Genomic DNA, 16,877 nt, shown 5'->3' on the forward strand with positions numbered 1-16,877 from the left:
GCACCGCGGTAAAGGGAAGGGGCCAGCCGGACGGCGCCGTCCCCTGCCGCGTCCTCTTCGCTCAGGGCGATGTGGGACAGGAACTTGCCATAGGGAAACAGGACGGTGCGGTCGTCGACCTCGACGTTGCCATGGCTTTCTCCATTCCTGTCTTATGCACCGGCAACCAGACGCTCGCGCAGTTCGCGCTTGACCACCTTGCCGTAGTTGTTCTTCGGCAGGTCGTCGACGAACAGGTAGCGCTTGGGCCTCTTGAAGCGGGCGATGCTGGCGTTGCAGTGGGCGTCGAGGCTGTCGGTGGAAATCTCGCGGCCGGGTTCGACGACGATGAAGGCGACGACGATCTCGCCCCATTCCGGATCGGGCTGGCCGATGACGCAGACCTCGGCAACGTCCGCATGGCGCAGCAGCACCTCCTCCACCTCGCGCGGATAGATGTTGGTGCCGCCGCTGATGATGACGTCCTTCGACCGGTCGCGCAGCGTCAGGTATCCGCGCCGGTCGAAGGATCCCATGTCGCCGGTGTAGAGCCAGCGGTCGCGCAGGGCCTCGGCCGTCGCTTTGGCATTGTTCCAGTATCCGGCCATCACCACGTCGCCGCGGCAGACGATCTCGCCCACCTCGCCGGGGGGCAGCGGCCGGCCGTCGGCGTCCACCACCGCCACCTCGACCCCGCTGCGGGCGAAGCCGACGGAGCCCAGCACCGCGTCGTCGTCGGTGGCATGGTCACGCCGGCGCAAGGACGTGATGGTCATCGGCGCTTCACCCTGGCCGTAGATCTGGGCGAAGACCGGGCCGAAGGTCGCGAGCGACCGGCGCAGTTCCTCCACATACATCGGGCCGCCGCCATAGACGATGGAGCGCAGGTTCGCCGGCCGCCGCCCGCTACGCTCCGCCTCCAGCCGCAGCCGCTGCACCATGGTCGGGGCCAGGAAGGCGCCGCAGCCGGGATGATGGTCGCAGAGGTCGAGGAATTCCGCCGGTTCGAAGGCCGCGGAGGCCGGAACCACCTGCCGGGCACCGCGGGCGACATAGGCCGCCATGTACAGGCCGGAGCCGTGCGACATCGGCGCGGCATGCAGCAGGCTGCACTCCTCGTCCACCGTCTCGACATCGGCGAGATGGGCGATGGTCATGGCCAGCAGGTTGCGGTGCGACAGCTTCGCCCCCTTCGACCGGCCGGTGGTGCCGCTGGTGTAGAACAGCCAGCCCAGCGCTTCCGGGTCTGGGTTCACCGGTCCGGCCCATTCCTCCCCTGCCGCCAGCGCCGCATGCTCCGCCCCGCCGATGACGATGCGGCGGCAGGACGCCGCCGGCGACCCGGTCAGAGCCTGTTCCAACCCGCCGGCCAGCTTGGGCGAAACGAAGACGGTGGACGCCGCGGAATCCTCCAGGATCTGCACCAGCTCGCGCGGGTGCAGCTTGGCGTTGACCGGCGTCGCCACCATCCCGGCCGCCCAGATGGCGAAGAGCAGCTCGACATAGTCCGGCACATTCTCGCTGGCGATGGCGATCCGGTCGCCCGGTTGTCCCGACGCGCGCAGCCCGCCAGCGATCCGCAACACGCGCGAGCGCAGCTCGGCAAAGCTGTGGACCGGCTTGGTCCCGCGGAACACCGCCCCGCGGTCGGAATGGCGGGCCGCCGCCTGATCGAGGAGGGCGAAGAGATTCACCGGCACTGTTCCCTTGTTGGACTGGTCCACTGCGTCGAACGGCGGATCGTCCGTTCGTGCTACAAATATTCTGGCCTCTTCGGCGTGAAGATGTCCAGGCTCGGAACCGGCTCGTCGCTGACGGCCTCCCCCCAATGCTCGGCACTGGGCGGAATGGCGAGCAGGCCGTTTGGGCCGACCAGATGCTGCTCGCCATTGACGTGGAAGCGGATGGTGCCGGCCAGGATGAGGACGATCTGCTCATGCACATGGCTGTGCGGGCGCGGCTCATGGCCGGGCATCAGGCGATGCAAGGCCTTGTCATAAGCGGCCCAATTGGTCGCGCGCCGCTTCGGTCGTGTGATGTGGTGACGGCGGGCAGCATTCGCGTTGTAGGGCACGGCCAGGAACCTGAACGTGGGCGGAGCCATGGCCTGCAGCATCAGCCCCTTCCGTGCAACAGCCCGGCAGGAAGCAGGAACCGGGCTTTATGGCCGTGTCCACGGCCTATGCGCCGCCCATGGCTTCGCCCCGATCATGGCGCAGGAGGCGCGCGGCGCCTGGACTCCCATCGAACTGGTGGCCGCCGGGCTCGGCGTATCGATCCATTATCCCTCGCTGGTGGCCCGGCTGACCATCGCCGATGTGGTGCAGCGGCCGACCGACGCGCCGAACGCCGACGGCCGGGTTCTATTCGCCCACCGCGCGGCGATGGATCCGTCGGCCCGCTCTATTGAGGCGCGGGACCGTCGAACGGGTAACGCAGTGTCTCGCGCGCGTAGGCCTCGACATACGCCATCAGCCGGTCCGAGGCCGCGGCCGCTTCCTCCGCGTCGCCGCGGTGGATCGCCAGCATCAGGTCGGCATGGGTCTTGGCCCCATCCTCCAGGCTGCCGATATGGGCGTGGTAATTCTGGAACCAGAAACGGCGGGACAGCGACCGCAGCGGCCGGATGGTCTGGGTCGCCACCGGGTTGCGGGCGCTCTGGTCCAGCAGCTGGTTCACCTCCTGGTCGAGATGCATGAAGCGCATGCCGTCGCCGTTGCGGGCCGCCTCCAGCATCTCGCCGGCGATGGCGCGGCATCGCTCCCGTTCGGCCGGAAGTGCATAACGGGCGGCGCGGCGGGCGATCAGGCGTTCCAACTCGCGCCGCACATCCAGCACGTAGAGCTGAAGCTTCACGTCCACTTCGGTGACCATGATCCCGCGCGACGGGACGATGGTCACCATGCCGTCCATCTCCAGCCGCTTCAGCGCCTCGCGCACCGGGGTGCGGCCAATGCCGAGCTGCGTGCTGATCTGCTTCTCCGACACGAAGCTGCGCGGAGGCAGCGTGCCCGACACGATCAGCTCCTCGATCGCGGCATAGGCCTGATCGGCCATCGATCCGGCTTCGATCTGGGCTCCCGCCTGCTGCCCCATCTGCTGACTGGCCGGCTCTGTCACCCTGTCGCCCCCGTCTCCTGCCGCCGGTTCGAGCCCGGTCCGATCCAACGCCCGCTGGCGTTTTCCATCCTGGCTTTAACGCGCCGGGACCGGGGACGCAAGCGGGCGGAGGCGCCCGAAACCGATCCGCTGGTTACGGCTTGCCGGCATCGGCCGATTTGCGGACCAGCGGGCACTCGCTCTCGGCCAGGGGGCGGGCCGCATCGGCGGCGGCGATGACACCCAGCTGCTTGTAATAATCCCACTTGTCCTTGGATTCCGCCGGCGTCTTCACCTCGAACAGGTACATGTCGCGCAACACCCGGCCATCCTCGCGAATGCGGCCGTTCCTGGTCATGAAATCGTTGATCGGCGTGTCGCGCATCGTCTTCAGCACGGTCGGCGCGTCGGCGGAGCCGGCCGACTTGACCGCCTTCAGGTAATGGGTGATCGCGCCGTAATTGCCGGCCTGCACCATGGTCGGCATCCGTCCGGTCCGCTCGAAGAAGCGCTTGGAAAAGGCGCGGGTCTCCTCGTTCTGATCCCAGTAGAAGGCCTCGGTCAGCACCAGCCCCTGCGCCGTTTCCAGGCCGAGAGCGTGGATGTCGGACAGGAACATCAGAAGCCCGGCCAGCTTCCGTCCCTGTCTGGTGATGCCGAATTCCGCCGCCTGCTTGACGGTGTTGATCAGGTCGCCGCCGGCGTTGGCCAGACCGATGACCTTGGCGCCGCTCGCCTGCGCCTGCAGCAGGTAGGAGGAGAAGTCGGCACTGTTCAGCGGATGACGGGCCGAACCCAGCACCTTGCCCCCGGCGCCGGTGACGAAGGCGGCGGTGTCGCGCTCCAGCGACAGGCCGAAGGAATAGTCGAGCGTGATGAAGTACCAGCTGTCGCCACCCTGTTTCACCATCGTCCGTCCGGTACCGGCGGCCAGGGCATAGGTGTCGTAGACCCAGTGGATGCCGTTGGGCGAGCAGGCCTTGCCGGTGAAATCGGACGAACCGCCGGCCGTGCCGAAGACGATCTTGTTCTTGCGGCGTGTAAGCTCCTGGATCGCCAGCATCACCGCTGAATTGGGCAGGTCGATCACCACCTCGACATTCCTGTTGTCATACCAGTCGGAGGCGATCTGCACGCCGATGTCGGCCTTGTTCTGGTGATCGGCGGAAAGCACTTCCACCGGACGGCCGAGCACGGAGGCGCCGAAATCCTCCACGGCCATCTTCACCGCCTCCACGCTTCCCCCGCCGCTGAGATCCGCGAGCGATCCGGACAGATCGGTCAGCACGCCGATGCGGATCGGGCCGGTCGCCTGCGCCGATGGCGTCTGGGCGGCGGGTGTCTGGGCGGCGGCCGGCCAGGACAGCGCACCGAAGGCCAGCGCGATGCCCGCAGCCGTGGCCGCCAGCACCCCGTGCGACATGAGTTTCATCATGAATCGTCCCTCCCTTTTCAGGTGATTGTCTGGTTGGCCGAAGCCTTCATCAGGGGCCGGTCGTTGGGCGCCGGCCCTTGCGTCGGCTGGTAATGCGACGGATCAGGAGGCCGGCTTCGTTGCCGCCGCGATGGCCATGCGGGATTCCTCTCCCGCGTGGCAGATGCCCTGCAACGCCGCCGCCATATCGAGCATGGTGGACAGATCGACCCGGCCCGCCTGCTGCAGCATGCGCTTGGTCATGCGCACCGCTTCCGGAGGATTGGCGGCGATCTCCTCCGCCAGGGCGAGCGCCGTCGGCATCAACTCGGCATCCGGCACCACGCAGGACACCAATCCCAGTGCCGCGGCCTCCGCACCGCCGACCGCCCGTCCGGTAAAGGCCATTTCCGCCGCGACCGCCGGACCCGCGATCCGCGTGAGGAACCACAGCCCGCCGTCGCCGGAAATCAGACCCAGCTTCACGAAATTGGAGCTGATGCGCGCCGACTCCGCAGCGATGCGCAGGTCGCACATGAAGACCAGATCGCAGCCGGCGCCGTAGGCAGGTCCGTTCACCGCCGCGATCACCGGAATTTCGAGATCGACCATGGCGCGGGGGATGCGCTGTACCCCGGCGCGGTAAGCGTTGCGCACCTGATCGGCCGGGCCGCCGAACATGCCGCGCCGGTCACGGATGTCGTGGATGTTGCCGCCGGCGCTGAACGCCTTGCCCGCGCCGGTCAGAACCAGCACGTGCACCGAGCGGTCGGCCCGCACCTCCTCCAGCGCCGCGACAAGCGGGTTCAGCACCGGAGGATCGGTGACGGCGTTGCGTGTCTTCGGCGCATCCAGCGTCAGGATGGCGACGGCACCACGGCGCTCCAGCCGGGCGGTGCCGGCGTTCTCGACAATGTCGTCACTCATGCATCACCACCACGGCGCGGATCACGTCGCCGCGCTCCACGTCTTCGAAAGCGTCGTTGATGGCGTCGAGCGGCAGGCGCCGGTCGATCAGTTCGTCCAGGCGCAGCCGGCCGTCGAGATAGGCCCGCGCATAGGCCGGGAAATCGTCGGCCGCCTTCGCCCCGCCCAGGCTGGAGCGCAGGATGCGCCGCTCGCCGCTGATCGAGCCGAAACGCAGTTCGACCAACCGGTTGGGATCGGTCTTGCCGAGAATGGTGACGCTGCCGCCCGGCCGGGTGCAGTCCAACGAATCCTGGAGCGAGCCGATGACGCCCGCCGCTTCGAAGGCATGGTCTGCCCCGCGCCCGCCGGTGATCGCGCGCACCCGGGCCGCCAGGTCCCCGTCGTCGAACATGGTGTGGGTGGCGCCGAAAGCGCCGGCGCGCTCCAGCTTGTCGGCGCGGCGGTCGACGGCGACGATCGCCCCGGCCCCGGCCAGCCTGGCGCCCTGCACCACGTTCAGCCCGACCGGGCCGCAGCCGATCACCACCACGCTGTCGCCCAGCCCGACGCGGGCGACGCGCAGCGCCGCTCCGACACCGGTGATGACGCTGCAGCCCAGCAGGCAGGCGCGGTCGAAGGGCATCTCATCCGGCACTGGAATGGCCGCGGCCTCCGGCACCACCGCATATTCGGCGAAGGACGAGACGCTGAGGAAATGGCCGACCTCCGCCCCGGCGGCGTCGCGCAGCCGCCTGCATCCCGCCGAAAGGGTCGCCGCGCGATGGTTGGGCACCACCATGTCGCACAGCATCGGCTGGTCATGGCGGCAGTAATAGCATTGGCCGCAGGCCGCATAGATGGTGCAGACCACATGCTGGCCCGGCTTCACCCGCTGAACCGCCGATCCGACCGCCTCGACCACGCCGGCGCCCTCATGCCCGAGCACAACCGGCAGCGGCACGGCGAAGGCGCCGGTCATCGCCTCGCGGTCGGTGTGGCACAGGCCGGCCGCATGCATGCGGATCAGAACATCGCCCGGCTCAAGCGGCGCCAGGGTGAGCGGTTCGATGGACAGCGGCACGCCTGTCTCGCGAAGCACCGCCGCCTGGAAGGTCGATCCCGCCATCCCCCCTACTCCGCCGCCGGCCGCCGGGTCTCGGCATCTGCATTGGCATCGGCCAGACGCAGAATGCCGTCGTCGCTGCCGGTCTCCAAAGCTTCGCAGCGCCGCGCCACCACCCATTCCGGCCGGGGATTCTCGATGCCATGCGGCCGGTTCGAGACTTGGTTGTAGACGGTGTAGATGTGCCAGCGCGCATGGCGCGACATGTTGTGGCCGGAGCCGTGGACGATGTTCGGATGGAACAGGACCACGGTGCCCGGCTTGCCGGTGATCGGCACCGGATCGCCGAACCTCGTCATGATCTCAATGACCTGATCCTTGGGCACCGTCCACAGTTTGTAGGATGTCGTGGTCTCGTCCATCTCCGGGTCGAGCCGGCCCAGCTTGTGGCTGCCGGGAATGAAGTAAAGGCAGCCGCCGATCTCCGTCGCCTCGTCCAGCATCAGCAGCGAGGTCGTCATATCCGGCCGGTCGACGCCGTCGGTCTTCCAGTAGCCGTAATCCTGGTGCCATTGCCAGATGGCGCCGTCGATGGCGTCCTTCAGGTTGCACTTCGTGTGATAGACGTAAACCGGTTCGTCGCCCAGCACCTGACGCGCCGGGTCGATCACCCGCGGCAGGGTCGCCAGCGCCTGGAACGGCGGCGATGCGGTCGGACTGGTCTCGTCGTGCACGCGGAAGACCGACCGGACCGCACCGCTTTTCTCACGGATGACGCTTTCGGCCTCGACCCCCGTCACGCGATGCAGATCGCGGCGCAGGATTTCCACCTCCTCTCGCGCCACGAGGCCGGGAAACACCAGATATCCGCGCTCCTCATACTCGGCCACCTGCGCGTCGGTCAGTCTCATGGCATCCTCCCTCGGTTCCGCCTTGAAGATATGATTGATGTACAGCCGATATATCGGTACGATATTATCGTATGCGAACGAGTTCAATGGAAAACGTCAACGATCCGCATATCGAACAAATCGCCCGGGGAAAGAGCGGATCATCCGGCTGATTCGAGCCGGCGACCGGTGCCAATGCCGACAGGATCCCAAGGGAGGATACGGCCGATGCAGATGCCGACAGGGTTGTGGACCGACCTGGTCGAACCGGAATTTCTCGCTCCTCTGAGGCGCGCGGTCGCCGAACATGTGGAGCCTGACGCCGACGCCATCGACCGGGAGGACGTCTATCCGGTCGCCGCGATCAAGGAACTGGCCCGCCAGGGCTACACCAGCCTGACGCTACCGGAGGATCTCGGCGGGCGCGGCCTGGGCTTCGCCCATTGCGCGGCGCTGTTCGAGGAGGCTTCCTACGCCAGCGCCGCGGTCGGCATCAGCCTGATCACCATCCTGCAGGCCCAGACCATCATCCGCCTGTTCGGCGCAGACAGCCTGAAAAGCACGGTTCTGCCGGAGTTCGGCCGCGGGCTGATCACCTCCTACGCCCTGACCGAAGCCAACCACGGCAGCGACGTCCGCAGCCTCGACACCAAGGCGGTGCGCGACGGCGACCGCTGGATCCTGAGCGGCCGCAAATCCTTCATCACCTCCGGCTCGGCCGCGGAAGCCTACGTGATCCTGGCGGAAACGCCGGTCGGGGTGTCGGCCTTCTTCGTCCGTCAAGGCATGGACGGCGTGTCCACGGAGGAAGGGCCGAACGCCGCCACCTTCGGCCTGCGCAACGGGCCGCATGTTGATCTGGTTCTGGACCGGGTGGCGCTGCCCGCCGACCATCTGATCGGCGTGGAAGGCAAGGGCGTCCGCCAGGCGATGACGACGCTCGATTATTCGCGGACCATGGCCGCCGCCATCAGCCTCGGCATCGCGCGGGCAGCCTTCGACGGCGCCCTGGCCTTTGCCGCCGGGCGCAGCGCCTTCGACCGCAAGATTTTGGATTTCCAGGGAATCCAATGGTACTTCGCCGACATGCTGACGGAAATCGACGCCGCCCGGCTGTTGACCTACGAAGCCGCGCGCAAGCTGGACGCGCATGACGACATCGCCCGTTTCGGCAGCGAGGCCAAGCTGCTGGCCAGCCGGGTCGCCACCGGCACCGCCGCCCGCGCTGTGCAGATCTGCGGCGCCTACGGCGTCATGGAATCGGCGCGTTTCGGGCGTTACCTGCGCGATGCCAAGGCTTACGAGATCGCCGGCGGATCGTCGGAGATTCTCAAGAACACCATCGCCAAGTGGCTGCAGCAGCATGTGATCCGGCAACAGGAGGCGCAGTCGTGATCGCCGATCCGCTCTACGCCCGCGCCGCCGCCACGCCCGACCGTCCCTTCCTGCTGTTCAGCGACCGCACAATCACCTATGGCGCCATGGCGGGGCTGGTGGACGATGCCGTCGAGCGGCTGGCGGCCCAGGGCGTGACGGCCAGCCAGACCGTGGCGATGATGGTCGGCAACCGGCCCGGATTCCTCGTCGCATGGTTGGCGCTGTCCGAACTCGGCGCCATCACGGTTCCGCTCAACACCGCCCTGGTCGGCGAGGGACTGCGCTATCTTCTGGAACAGAGCGAAGCCTCCCTGCTGATCGCCGAGGAGGAGTTCCGCGCGGCCCTGCCCGCCTCCGCCCCGGCGCTTCTGCCGATGGACGACCGCTTCGAGACGGCTTCCGGCCGGAAACGGGCGCCGCGGCTCCGCCTCGCCCTGCCCGGCGGAACGGCGAACGCCATCCTCTACACCTCAGGCACCACCGGCCTGCCGAAGGGGGCGGTCATTCCGAACGCCTGCTACGAGCTGGCGGGCGAGCATATGGCGGCGGCGCTGGAGCTTACGGCCGAGGATCGCATCCTGCTGTTCCTGCCGCTGTTCCATGCCAACCCGCAGATGTACGGCGTGATGTCGTGCCTGCGGGCCGGAGCGGCGCTGGCGCTGCTGCCGCGCTTCTCGGCGTCGCGACTGCTGGAGGACGCGCGGCGCTACGGCGCCACCGGCTTCACCTATGTCGGCACGGTGCTGAGCATCCTCGCCAAGCGGCTGACCGGCCCGGAGCGCGATCATTCCCTGCGCTGGGCCGTCGGCGGCGGCGCGCCCCCCGGTGTCTGGCGCGAGATCGAGGAGCGTCTGGGGCTGGCGGTGCGCGAGCTCTACGGCATGACAGAGACCGGCGGCTGGGTGTCGATGAACACCGCCCAGGCCGCCAAGTTCGGCAGCGTCGGCGCCCCGCGGCCGGACACAGAGCTGTGCGTGGTCGATGCCGAAGACAACCCGCTCCCTCCCGGCGAAAAGGGCGAGATCGTCGTCCGTCCCCGCCGTCCCGGCCTGATGTTCGGCGGCTATTGGAAAAAACCGGAAGCGACGGTGGCGGCGACACGGAACCTGTGGCTGCACACCGGCGACTGCGGCATGATCGACACCGACGGCTTCCTGCATTTCGATGGCCGGGTGAAGGAATTGATCCGCCGCGCCGGCGAAATGATCGCGCCCGTCGAGATCGAGATGGCCCTGCTGAAGCATCCGGCCGTTCAGGACTGCGCCGTCGTCGGCGTGGCGGACGACATTCTCGGCGAAGAGATCAAGGCGGTCATCGTTCCCCGTCCCGGCTTCGACCCCCGAGAGCTTCCGGCATTCCTGACCGGCCGCATCCCCGCCTTCATGATCCCGCGCTTCGTCGAGACAAGGACGGAAATCCCAAAGACTGCGACACAGAAGGTGCAGCGGCATCTGCTGCAGGACCAGCGTGACGGCATCGTGGATTTGGGTCGGCACAAGCAATGACGGAGATCGTTTCCCTGCCCCTCACTTTGTAGGATTGTACCTACGTTTCTTCTGACGGTCCTCGCTTTGATGTAGAATTGTAGCATCTTCATAAAGGCTGGAGTGCACAGCATGGGCCGAATCACGTCCAGCAGAGAGTTCAACCAGAACCCCAGCGAAGCGAGCAGCCGAGAATGGCCCGGTGATCGGCACTACGCCCCCAGCAATCCACGGGCCTGCAGGTCGGCGAACCGGCCGGCATGGGCGACGCGGCCGCCGTCCAGGATCAGGATGCGGTCGGCGCCGCGGATGGTCTCCAGCCGGTGGGCGATGACGATCCGGGTACAGTCCAGCGAAGTCAGGGTGCGGATGGTCGCCGCCTGGGTGGCGTTGTCGAGCGCGCTGGTCGCTTCGTCGAGGATCAGGACGTCGGGCTTGGTCACCAGCGCGCGGGCAAGCAGCAGCCGCTGCACCTGTCCGCCCGACAGCGTGCGCGACGCATCGGCGATGGGCGTGCGCACGCCCAGCGGCATCGCCCGGATTTCGTCGGCGATGGCCGACGCCGCCAGCGCGTCCCAGATTTCCGCCTCGGTCGCGCCGCTCAGGCCGCGCACCACGTCGATCAGCGCACCCGGCGGCAGCTGCGCCCCCTGCAGCACGGTGCCGACCCGCCGCCGCAACAGCCCCAGATCGAGCGAGGACAGGTCGTTGCCGTCATAGGTTATGCTGCCCACCCGCGGCCGTTCCAGCCCCAGCAGCAGCCGCACAAGGGTGGATTTGCCGCAGCCGGACCGGCCGAGGATCGCCACATACTCGCCGGCGGCGATGGTCAGGTTCAGGTTCGCGAAGACGGGGGTCTCCGCCTGGGCATAGTTGAAATACAGCCCGCTGACCGCGATCTGGCCGGACAGCCGGCCGGGATCGATGCGCCCCAGCGCCGGTTCCGGCGCGCAACTCAACACCGGATCGGCGAAGCCGCGGGCGGCATAGACCTGATAGAAAGCGCCGAACCCGTCACCCAGCGCCGCCGCCGCCCCGTTGGCGATCATGTAGGCGGTCATCATCGCGACGATGCTGGCGCTGTCGGTCCCGGCGGCGTGGAAAACCAGGAACAGCGCCGCCATCGCCAGCACCGGCAAGGCCGCGTTGACCGCCGCCATGCGGCCCTCGACCTTCTGCACCTCCATGCGCTTCTCGCGCATGCCGATGAAACGCTCCGCCCAATGGGAGAGCGCCCAATGCTCGGCGGCGGCCAGACGCAGCTTGGCGATGCCGGTCAGGAACTGCATCGCCAGGGAATCGGCCTGCCCGTTCAACGCCTCGCCCAGCTTGTAGACCCGTGCCCGCAGCACTGCCGACAAGGCCGCCAGCCCGAGCTGGACCGCCAGAGCCAGCAGGGCCACCACCGCGCCGCCACCATGGAAGGACGCCATGGCGAAGATGCTGGCCACCAGCACGGCGCCGGTCCCGATGCCGGCGACCATGAACCCCTGGGCGGCCAGCGGCAAGGCCATTGCCATGCCCACGCGCGCCGCCATGTCGCCGGCCGAATGCTGGCGCAGCACCGGCATGGGCAGCCGCAGCACCCGGTCCCACAGGCCGGCATGCAGCCCGGCCTCGCGCATGGTCTGCATGCTCTGCCGCGTCACCTCGCCGACGAGCTGGATCACCAGCGTGACCGCGGCTACCGCGCCCAGCAGGATGCCCAGTTCGAGCAGGCCGGCATGGTCGCGCGCCGGCACCAGCGACGAGAAGGCGAACTTCATCCCGAACGGCATGGCGAGGCCGAGAAGCGCGCCCAGCGCCGCCACCGCCAGCGTCAGCAACCAGAAGGCCGGCGGCGTCCGGACGAAGCGCATCAGCGAGCCGACCGTCTGCGGCCGGTCCGGCAGCGGCTCCACCATCGTCCAGGCCGACGGCGACAGCCCGGCGGCGACCGACGCGGTGACTGGGGCCGGCTTGGCGCCTTCGCCGGCCAGCAGTTCGTAACCGCGCCGGTTCGGCAACAGCGCCACCGGCATGCCGTCCAGCCTCGCCCCGACCAGCGGACCGAGCGGGCGGCGCCACCAGCCGTCCATCAGCGTCACCGGCCGGATGTGCAATCCGGAGGCACGGGCGATCTCCTCCATCGTCGGCTGCACGTCGAGATCGCGCTCGCGCAGCAGCGTCGGCCGGCGCAACCGCAGGCGCGGATTGGTGCGGGCGGCGACCGCGCTCATCGCGGCGAACAGCGGATCGTGATGGCCGCCATCCGCCCGCGCCGGCGGCTTGCGGGCATGGTCGAGCAGGCGGCCGGCCAGATGGACGAAGCGTTCGCCCTCCTCCGCTTCGCGCACGCCGCGCAGCGACAGCCGCCCGGCTTCGTCCGCCTCGGCCAGACCACGGGCGCCCATCAGCATCTCGCCGCAGGCGGCGGTCAGCGCATGGATGCCGGACAGCGCGGCGGGCAGGTCGCGCTGCAGGGGACGGCGGCCGAAGACGATGCGCATCGGCCCCGCCGCCTTCAGCCACGCGCGCGGCGGCAGCGGCATGATGCCCTGGACCATCTCCTGCTCCAGCAGCAGGGCGCCGGGCGCGGGCACCGCGCACCACAATCCGGCTTCCTGCACCATCACCAGCTGGGATTCGGCCAGTTCGACCGCCGTGCCGCACCGCCCCTGGCGGTCGATGCGCTCGGGGTGCCAAAGGATGGCGGCGATGCCGGAAATCAGCGTGGACGACCAGGATTCCATCCCGGCCAGCAGGGCGTCCGGTTCGATCTCCTCCAGCGGATCGGCGACGGCCTCCAACCGCGACCCGGCGGCCGGCACCGCGATCAGCCCCTGCATGAAGCTGTCGATGCCGACGAGAAGACTGCCGGCCGGCAACCGTCCGAGGAACAGGCGCGAGCCGGCATTGGCCCCCATAGCGGCGACGGCGAAGATGTCGGCCTCGCCCTCCTCCAGGAACCAGACGGACCCGGCGGGTTCCAGCGCCACGGCCGGCTGCTGGAAATCGATGACGGGAACGCCGGCCGCTGCGGAGGTATCGGCTGCTGCGATTGCGGTCGCGTCTGCTGAGGTCGTCATCTGCGGCTCATCCGGTCAGGCCATGCTCAGCATCAGCGTGGAAAAGGGACCCGCGCGTCGCGCCAGTTCGGCCGGCGGACCGGATTCGACGATTTCGCCGCTCTGCATCACCAGAACGCAGTCGCAATCGCGGATCGCCGTCAGCCGATGCGCGATCACCAGCATGGTGGACCCCCGGCGGCGCAGGTTGGACAACAGCTGCGCCTGGGTGTGGTCGTCCAGGGCGGCGGTCGCCTCGTCCATCACCAGGATGCGCGGGTTCTGCACCAGGGCGCGCGCCATCTCGATGCGGGCGCGCTGGCCGCCGGACAGGTTGGCGCCGCCTTCGCTGACCATGGAGGCGTAGCCGTCGCGGCGATCGATGATGATGTCGTGGATCACCGCGTCGCGGGCGGCGGCGAACAGCCGCTCGTCCGACACCGTCGGGTCCCATAGCGCGATGTTGTCGCGCACGCTGCCTTCGAACAGCGTCACATTCTGATCGACGACCTGCACGCTCTGGCGCAGCACCCGGCGCGGGATCTCGCGCAGCGGCTTGCCGTCGAGCAGCACCTCGCCCGACCAGGGCTCGTAGAGGCCGGCGGTCAGCAGCGCCAGCGTCGATTTGCCGGAGCCGGAGCCACCGACCACCCCGACCCGCTCGCCCGGTTCGATGGTCAGCGACAGGCCGCGGATCAGCGGCGGCGCCCGGCGCGAATGGCCGAAGGTCACGTCGCGCAGCTCGATCCGCCCGGTCAGCCGGCGCAGCACGGCGGGCGCCTGCTGCGGCTCCGCCTGCCGGAACTCCTCGGCGATGGGATGCTGCATGGTGTCGTCGAGCAGGCGCAGATAGGATCGCGCCTCCTGGATGCGGGCGCCGAGCTGGACCAGACGCGACACCGGCGTCAGGAAGGCCGACAGCAGCACCAGGAAGCCCATCATGGCGCCGATGGTCATGCCGCCCTCGGCGACGATGCCGCCGCCGATGGTGACCACGGCGGCCGACGCCACCCCGCCGACGAAGGCCGGCAGAAGCCGCAGGACCGCCCGGCGCAGCATCAGCGACTGGCGGATGTTCAGCACGCGGGCATGGCGGGCGACCAGCCGCTCGAACAGCAACCGCTCCGCCCCGGCGGCGCGGTAGGTCTCGATCATGCGCAGCCCCTGCTTGGCATCGGCGCCTTCCTGCGCCGACTCGTTCAGCAGACGCTGCTGCCCCTCCTCCAGTTGGCGCGACAGCAGGGCCAGCGCCAGGGCCAGGCTGGCGGCGGCAATCACGGCAACCAGCGCCAGCGCCGGCTGGTAGAACGCCATCGCCGCCAGATAGGTCAACGCGGTCAGGATGGCGAACAGGCAGCCGCCGATCTCGCCGGCCAGCAGTTCGGCCAGCCGGTCGCTCTGCATGATGCGGTCGGCGACCGCCGCCGGCCCGCGCTGGCCGAAGAACCCCATCGGCAGCCGCAGCACCCGCTCCATGAAGCCGATGCCGCCCAGCAGGGCCAGACGGGTCTCCAGCCGGTGCAGCACGCTCTTCTGCAGCCAGGTGAAGGTGAGGGTGACGATGCTGACCACCAGCATGGCGCCGATCAGCGGAGTCAACCAGTCGGCCAGCCCGCCGACCAGGACGCTGTCCATGAAGATCTGGCGGAAGGCGGGGAACAGCATGCCGGGGATCGCCAGCAACAGGCTGAGCGCCGCGGCGAACCACACCGCACCCCAGGATTTGCGCAGCCGTCGGGCGAGGCCGCGCAGCGCGCTGGGGGCGGAGCCGCCCTTGCGGAACTCCGGCCCCGGCGACATCAGCAGGGCGATGCCGGTGAATTGGCGGCGGAACTCCGCATCGTCCACGCGGCGGCGTCCGCGCGCCGGGTCGTTCAGATACCACCAGCGCCCGCGCCGTCCCTCCAGCACCAGGAAATGGTCCATTCCCCAATGCAGGATCATCGGCCCCGACTGTCCGTGCAGCCCTTCGGGCTCGGTGCGCACGCCACGGGCCTGCAGGCCCAACTCACGCGCGGCCTGGACGAGATTGGCGGCGCGGCTGCCGTCGCGGGAGATGCCGCAGCGCTCGCGCAGATCCTCCAGCGTCAGCCAGCGGCCGTAATGGGCGGCGACAATGCCGAGCGCCGCGGCGCCGCATTCCGCCGCCTCGATCTGCAGGATCGACGGGGTGCGCATCTCAGGCCCCGGAGGCGGCCGGCGCGGCGTCGGGCGCCCTGCCCGAAGCCCGATCCGGCTGGGGTGCCGGCTCCGTCGCCACGTTGCTCAGATCCAGCCGAAGCCACTGCTGGAGGATCGGCAGGGCCAGCGCGATCAGCCGCACCTTCTGCACGGTGATCTCCACCGAAACCAGCGTGCCGCCGTCCATCGAAAATTTCGGCGGATTGCCGGTGGACCAGCGCAGCGCCCCGGCCGCGTCGCGGTCCAGCCGGATCATGATCTCGAAGGGGGTGCGCAGCGTCTTCTGGAACTCGTTGACCAGCGCGTCGTTCTGAAGTGTGCGGAGCATGCCGACGCTGCTGGCGGGGGTGTCGGCCACCCGGTCGACGCGCCCGACCAGATGGCCGTGCTCCTCCTTGCGGACCGACGCCGGTGACACGTCGGCCTCCATGCCGTGGCGCAGCTTCTTCCCGTCCTGCGCCCCGACATAGACCAGCGCCACCAGATCGCTTCCCTGGCCCGGCAAGGCACCGTCGCGCTCGACGCTGACGATCGGCGCGCCGCTCGACACCACCTGCCCGATGTTCGCCTTGGCCTCCACCACGCGGCCGCCATAGGGCGACAGGACGGCGGCATAGCGCGTCAGCCGGTCGCGGGCGGATTCGACCGCACGCGAGGCGGTCGCCACCCGCTGCTCGGCGGCCAGCATGTCCTTTTCGCGCTGGGTCTGGCGGCGGGCGGCGTCGAGCGTCATGGTCTGAAGCTCGTTGCGCTGTGCTTCCAGGTCGGAGCGGATGGTGAACAGCTCGATCTTGGCGGAGATGGCGCGGTCGCGGGTGGTCAGTCCACGGTCGGCGAGCTGGCGGACCAGTTCCTCGCGCTCGGTCATCATGCGCTGGCGTTCCTGCAACGAGGCGATGTTGCCGTTGACCGCCTGCTCGCGCGCCTGCCGCCAGACCTCGTCGGCATGCAGGTCGCGCTCCTGGAAACGCCGCATGTCGTCGCGGGCGGCAAGCGCGTCCTGCAACTCGCCTTCCGCCTCGGCAAGCCGCAGCTTCTGCTCGCTCTGGTCGACCAGCGCCACCACGTCGCCCTGGCGGATCATGTCGCCCGGCTTGAAGCGGATGTCGTTGATCCGGCCGCTCGATTCCGCCACCACATCGATGACGCCGGCAGGGCTGACCAGGATGCCCTGACCGGTCACCTTGATCGAAACGTCGGTGAGGGACGCCCAGACGACGACGCCCACGACCAGCAACGCCAGCGTGACGCAGAAGGCCAGCACAGGCGGGCGCACCACCTCCAGGGCATCGTCCACCTGGGAAACGGAGGTGGCGGCGGCCGCGGCTTCGGCACGGAAGCTCGCCTTGCCGCCTTTGTCCCCCGACACCGTTGGATTTCCGCCACCGGCCGGTGACGACGCCGTCCCTGGCCTTTCCGTCGTCGCGCTCTCGC

Annotated in this window: 12 protein-coding genes; 2 read left to right on the top strand and 10 right to left on the bottom strand. The window is 68.9% G+C overall.

The window, feature by feature from the left end:
• Positions 1-152: 152 nt before the first annotated feature.
• The 7 genes from J2Y49_RS21820 to J2Y49_RS21850 all read right to left on the bottom strand — a co-directional run bounded on the left by J2Y49_RS21820 (position 153) and on the right by J2Y49_RS21850 (position 7,375).
• Positions 153-1,673, bottom strand: coding sequence for an AMP-binding protein (locus J2Y49_RS21820; RefSeq protein WP_310117055.1), 1,521 nt, complete (start codon positions 1,671-1,673; stop codon positions 153-155).
• Between the two features lie 59 nt (positions 1,674-1,732).
• Positions 1,733-2,095, bottom strand: a complete 363-nt coding sequence (locus J2Y49_RS21825) for a cupin domain-containing protein (protein WP_310117056.1) — start codon at positions 2,093-2,095, stop codon at positions 1,733-1,735.
• A 287-nt stretch (positions 2,096-2,382) separates the two neighbouring features.
• The gene (locus J2Y49_RS21830) at positions 2,383-3,099 is read right to left on the bottom strand and encodes a GntR family transcriptional regulator (protein WP_310117057.1); all 717 of its coding nucleotides are present in this window, start codon (positions 3,097-3,099) and stop codon (positions 2,383-2,385) included.
• 133 nt (positions 3,100-3,232) lie between these two features.
• Positions 3,233-4,513, bottom strand: a complete 1,281-nt coding sequence (locus tag J2Y49_RS21835; RefSeq protein WP_310117058.1) for an ABC transporter substrate-binding protein — start codon at positions 4,511-4,513, stop codon at positions 3,233-3,235.
• 102 nt (positions 4,514-4,615) lie between these two features.
• Positions 4,616-5,419, bottom strand: coding sequence for an enoyl-CoA hydratase-related protein (locus J2Y49_RS21840; protein ID WP_310117059.1), 804 nt, complete (start codon positions 5,417-5,419; stop codon positions 4,616-4,618).
• Positions 5,412-6,527 (bottom strand): Zn-dependent alcohol dehydrogenase, encoded by a 1,116-nt coding sequence (locus J2Y49_RS21845; protein WP_310117060.1) that lies wholly within the window; start codon positions 6,525-6,527, stop codon positions 5,412-5,414. The genes J2Y49_RS21840 and J2Y49_RS21845 overlap by 8 nt, the downstream gene beginning before the upstream one ends.
• 5 nt (positions 6,528-6,532) lie before the next feature.
• On the bottom strand, positions 6,533-7,375 hold the full coding sequence (locus tag J2Y49_RS21850; RefSeq protein ID WP_310117061.1) for a phytanoyl-CoA dioxygenase family protein: 843 nt from the start codon (positions 7,373-7,375) through the stop codon (positions 6,533-6,535).
• Between the two features lie 207 nt (positions 7,376-7,582).
• Between J2Y49_RS21850 and J2Y49_RS21855 the strand changes: the two genes are divergently transcribed.
• Both J2Y49_RS21855 and J2Y49_RS21860 read left to right on the top strand, forming a co-directional pair.
• Positions 7,583-8,749: an acyl-CoA dehydrogenase family protein gene (locus tag J2Y49_RS21855; protein WP_310117062.1), complete on the top strand. Its 1,167-nt coding sequence runs from the start codon at positions 7,583-7,585 to the stop codon at positions 8,747-8,749.
• Entirely contained in the window at positions 8,746-10,236 is a 1,491-nt protein-coding gene (locus J2Y49_RS21860; RefSeq protein WP_310117063.1) for an AMP-binding protein, read from the top strand. The genes J2Y49_RS21855 and J2Y49_RS21860 overlap by 4 nt, the downstream gene beginning before the upstream one ends.
• A gap of 191 nt (positions 10,237-10,427) precedes the next feature.
• On the opposite strand, the gene J2Y49_RS21865 is transcribed toward J2Y49_RS21860, so the two are convergent.
• Genes J2Y49_RS21865 through J2Y49_RS21875 form a run of 3 tightly spaced genes read right to left on the bottom strand, consistent with a single transcriptional unit; the run spans position 10,428 to position 16,812 of the window.
• Complete coding sequence (locus J2Y49_RS21865; RefSeq protein ID WP_310117064.1) at positions 10,428-13,283, bottom strand: ATP-binding cassette domain-containing protein; 2,856 nt, start codon at positions 13,281-13,283, stop codon at positions 10,428-10,430.
• A gap of 15 nt (positions 13,284-13,298) precedes the next feature.
• Positions 13,299-15,440: an NHLP family bacteriocin export ABC transporter peptidase/permease/ATPase subunit gene (locus tag J2Y49_RS21870; RefSeq protein ID WP_310117065.1), complete on the bottom strand. Its 2,142-nt coding sequence runs from the start codon at positions 15,438-15,440 to the stop codon at positions 13,299-13,301.
• A 1-nt stretch (position 15,441) separates the two neighbouring features.
• Entirely contained in the window at positions 15,442-16,812 is a 1,371-nt protein-coding gene (locus tag J2Y49_RS21875; protein WP_310117066.1) for an NHLP bacteriocin system secretion protein, read from the bottom strand.
• Positions 16,813-16,877 lie beyond the last annotated feature (65 nt).

It is taken from the genome of Azospirillum sp. BE72 (genome assembly GCF_031455875.1).
Lineage (GTDB): Bacteria > Pseudomonadota > Alphaproteobacteria > Azospirillales > Azospirillaceae > Azospirillum.

What these genes read in the sequence shown, in the direction of transcription:
- J2Y49_RS21825 (WP_310117056.1), bottom strand. Translation starts at nt 2,095, where the DNA reads ATGCTGCAGGCCATGGCTCCGCCCACGTTCAGGTTCCTGGCCGTGCCC.
- J2Y49_RS21835 (WP_310117058.1), bottom strand. Translation starts at nt 4,513, where the DNA reads ATGATGAAACTCATGTCGCACGGGGTGCTGGCGGCCACGGCTGCGGGC.
- J2Y49_RS21840 (WP_310117059.1), bottom strand. Translation starts at nt 5,419, where the DNA reads ATGAGTGACGACATTGTCGAGAACGCCGGCACCGCCCGGCTGGAGCGC.
- J2Y49_RS21845 (WP_310117060.1), bottom strand. Translation starts at nt 6,527, where the DNA reads ATGGCGGGATCGACCTTCCAGGCGGCGGTGCTTCGCGAGACAGGCGTG.
- J2Y49_RS21850 (WP_310117061.1), bottom strand. Translation starts at nt 7,375, where the DNA reads ATGAGACTGACCGACGCGCAGGTGGCCGAGTATGAGGAGCGCGGATAT.
- J2Y49_RS21855 (WP_310117062.1), top strand. Translation starts at nt 7,583, where the DNA reads ATGCAGATGCCGACAGGGTTGTGGACCGACCTGGTCGAACCGGAATTT.
- J2Y49_RS21865 (WP_310117064.1), bottom strand. Translation starts at nt 13,283, where the DNA reads ATGACGACCTCAGCAGACGCGACCGCAATCGCAGCAGCCGATACCTCC.
- J2Y49_RS21870 (WP_310117065.1), bottom strand. Translation starts at nt 15,440, where the DNA reads ATGCGCACCCCGTCGATCCTGCAGATCGAGGCGGCGGAATGCGGCGCC.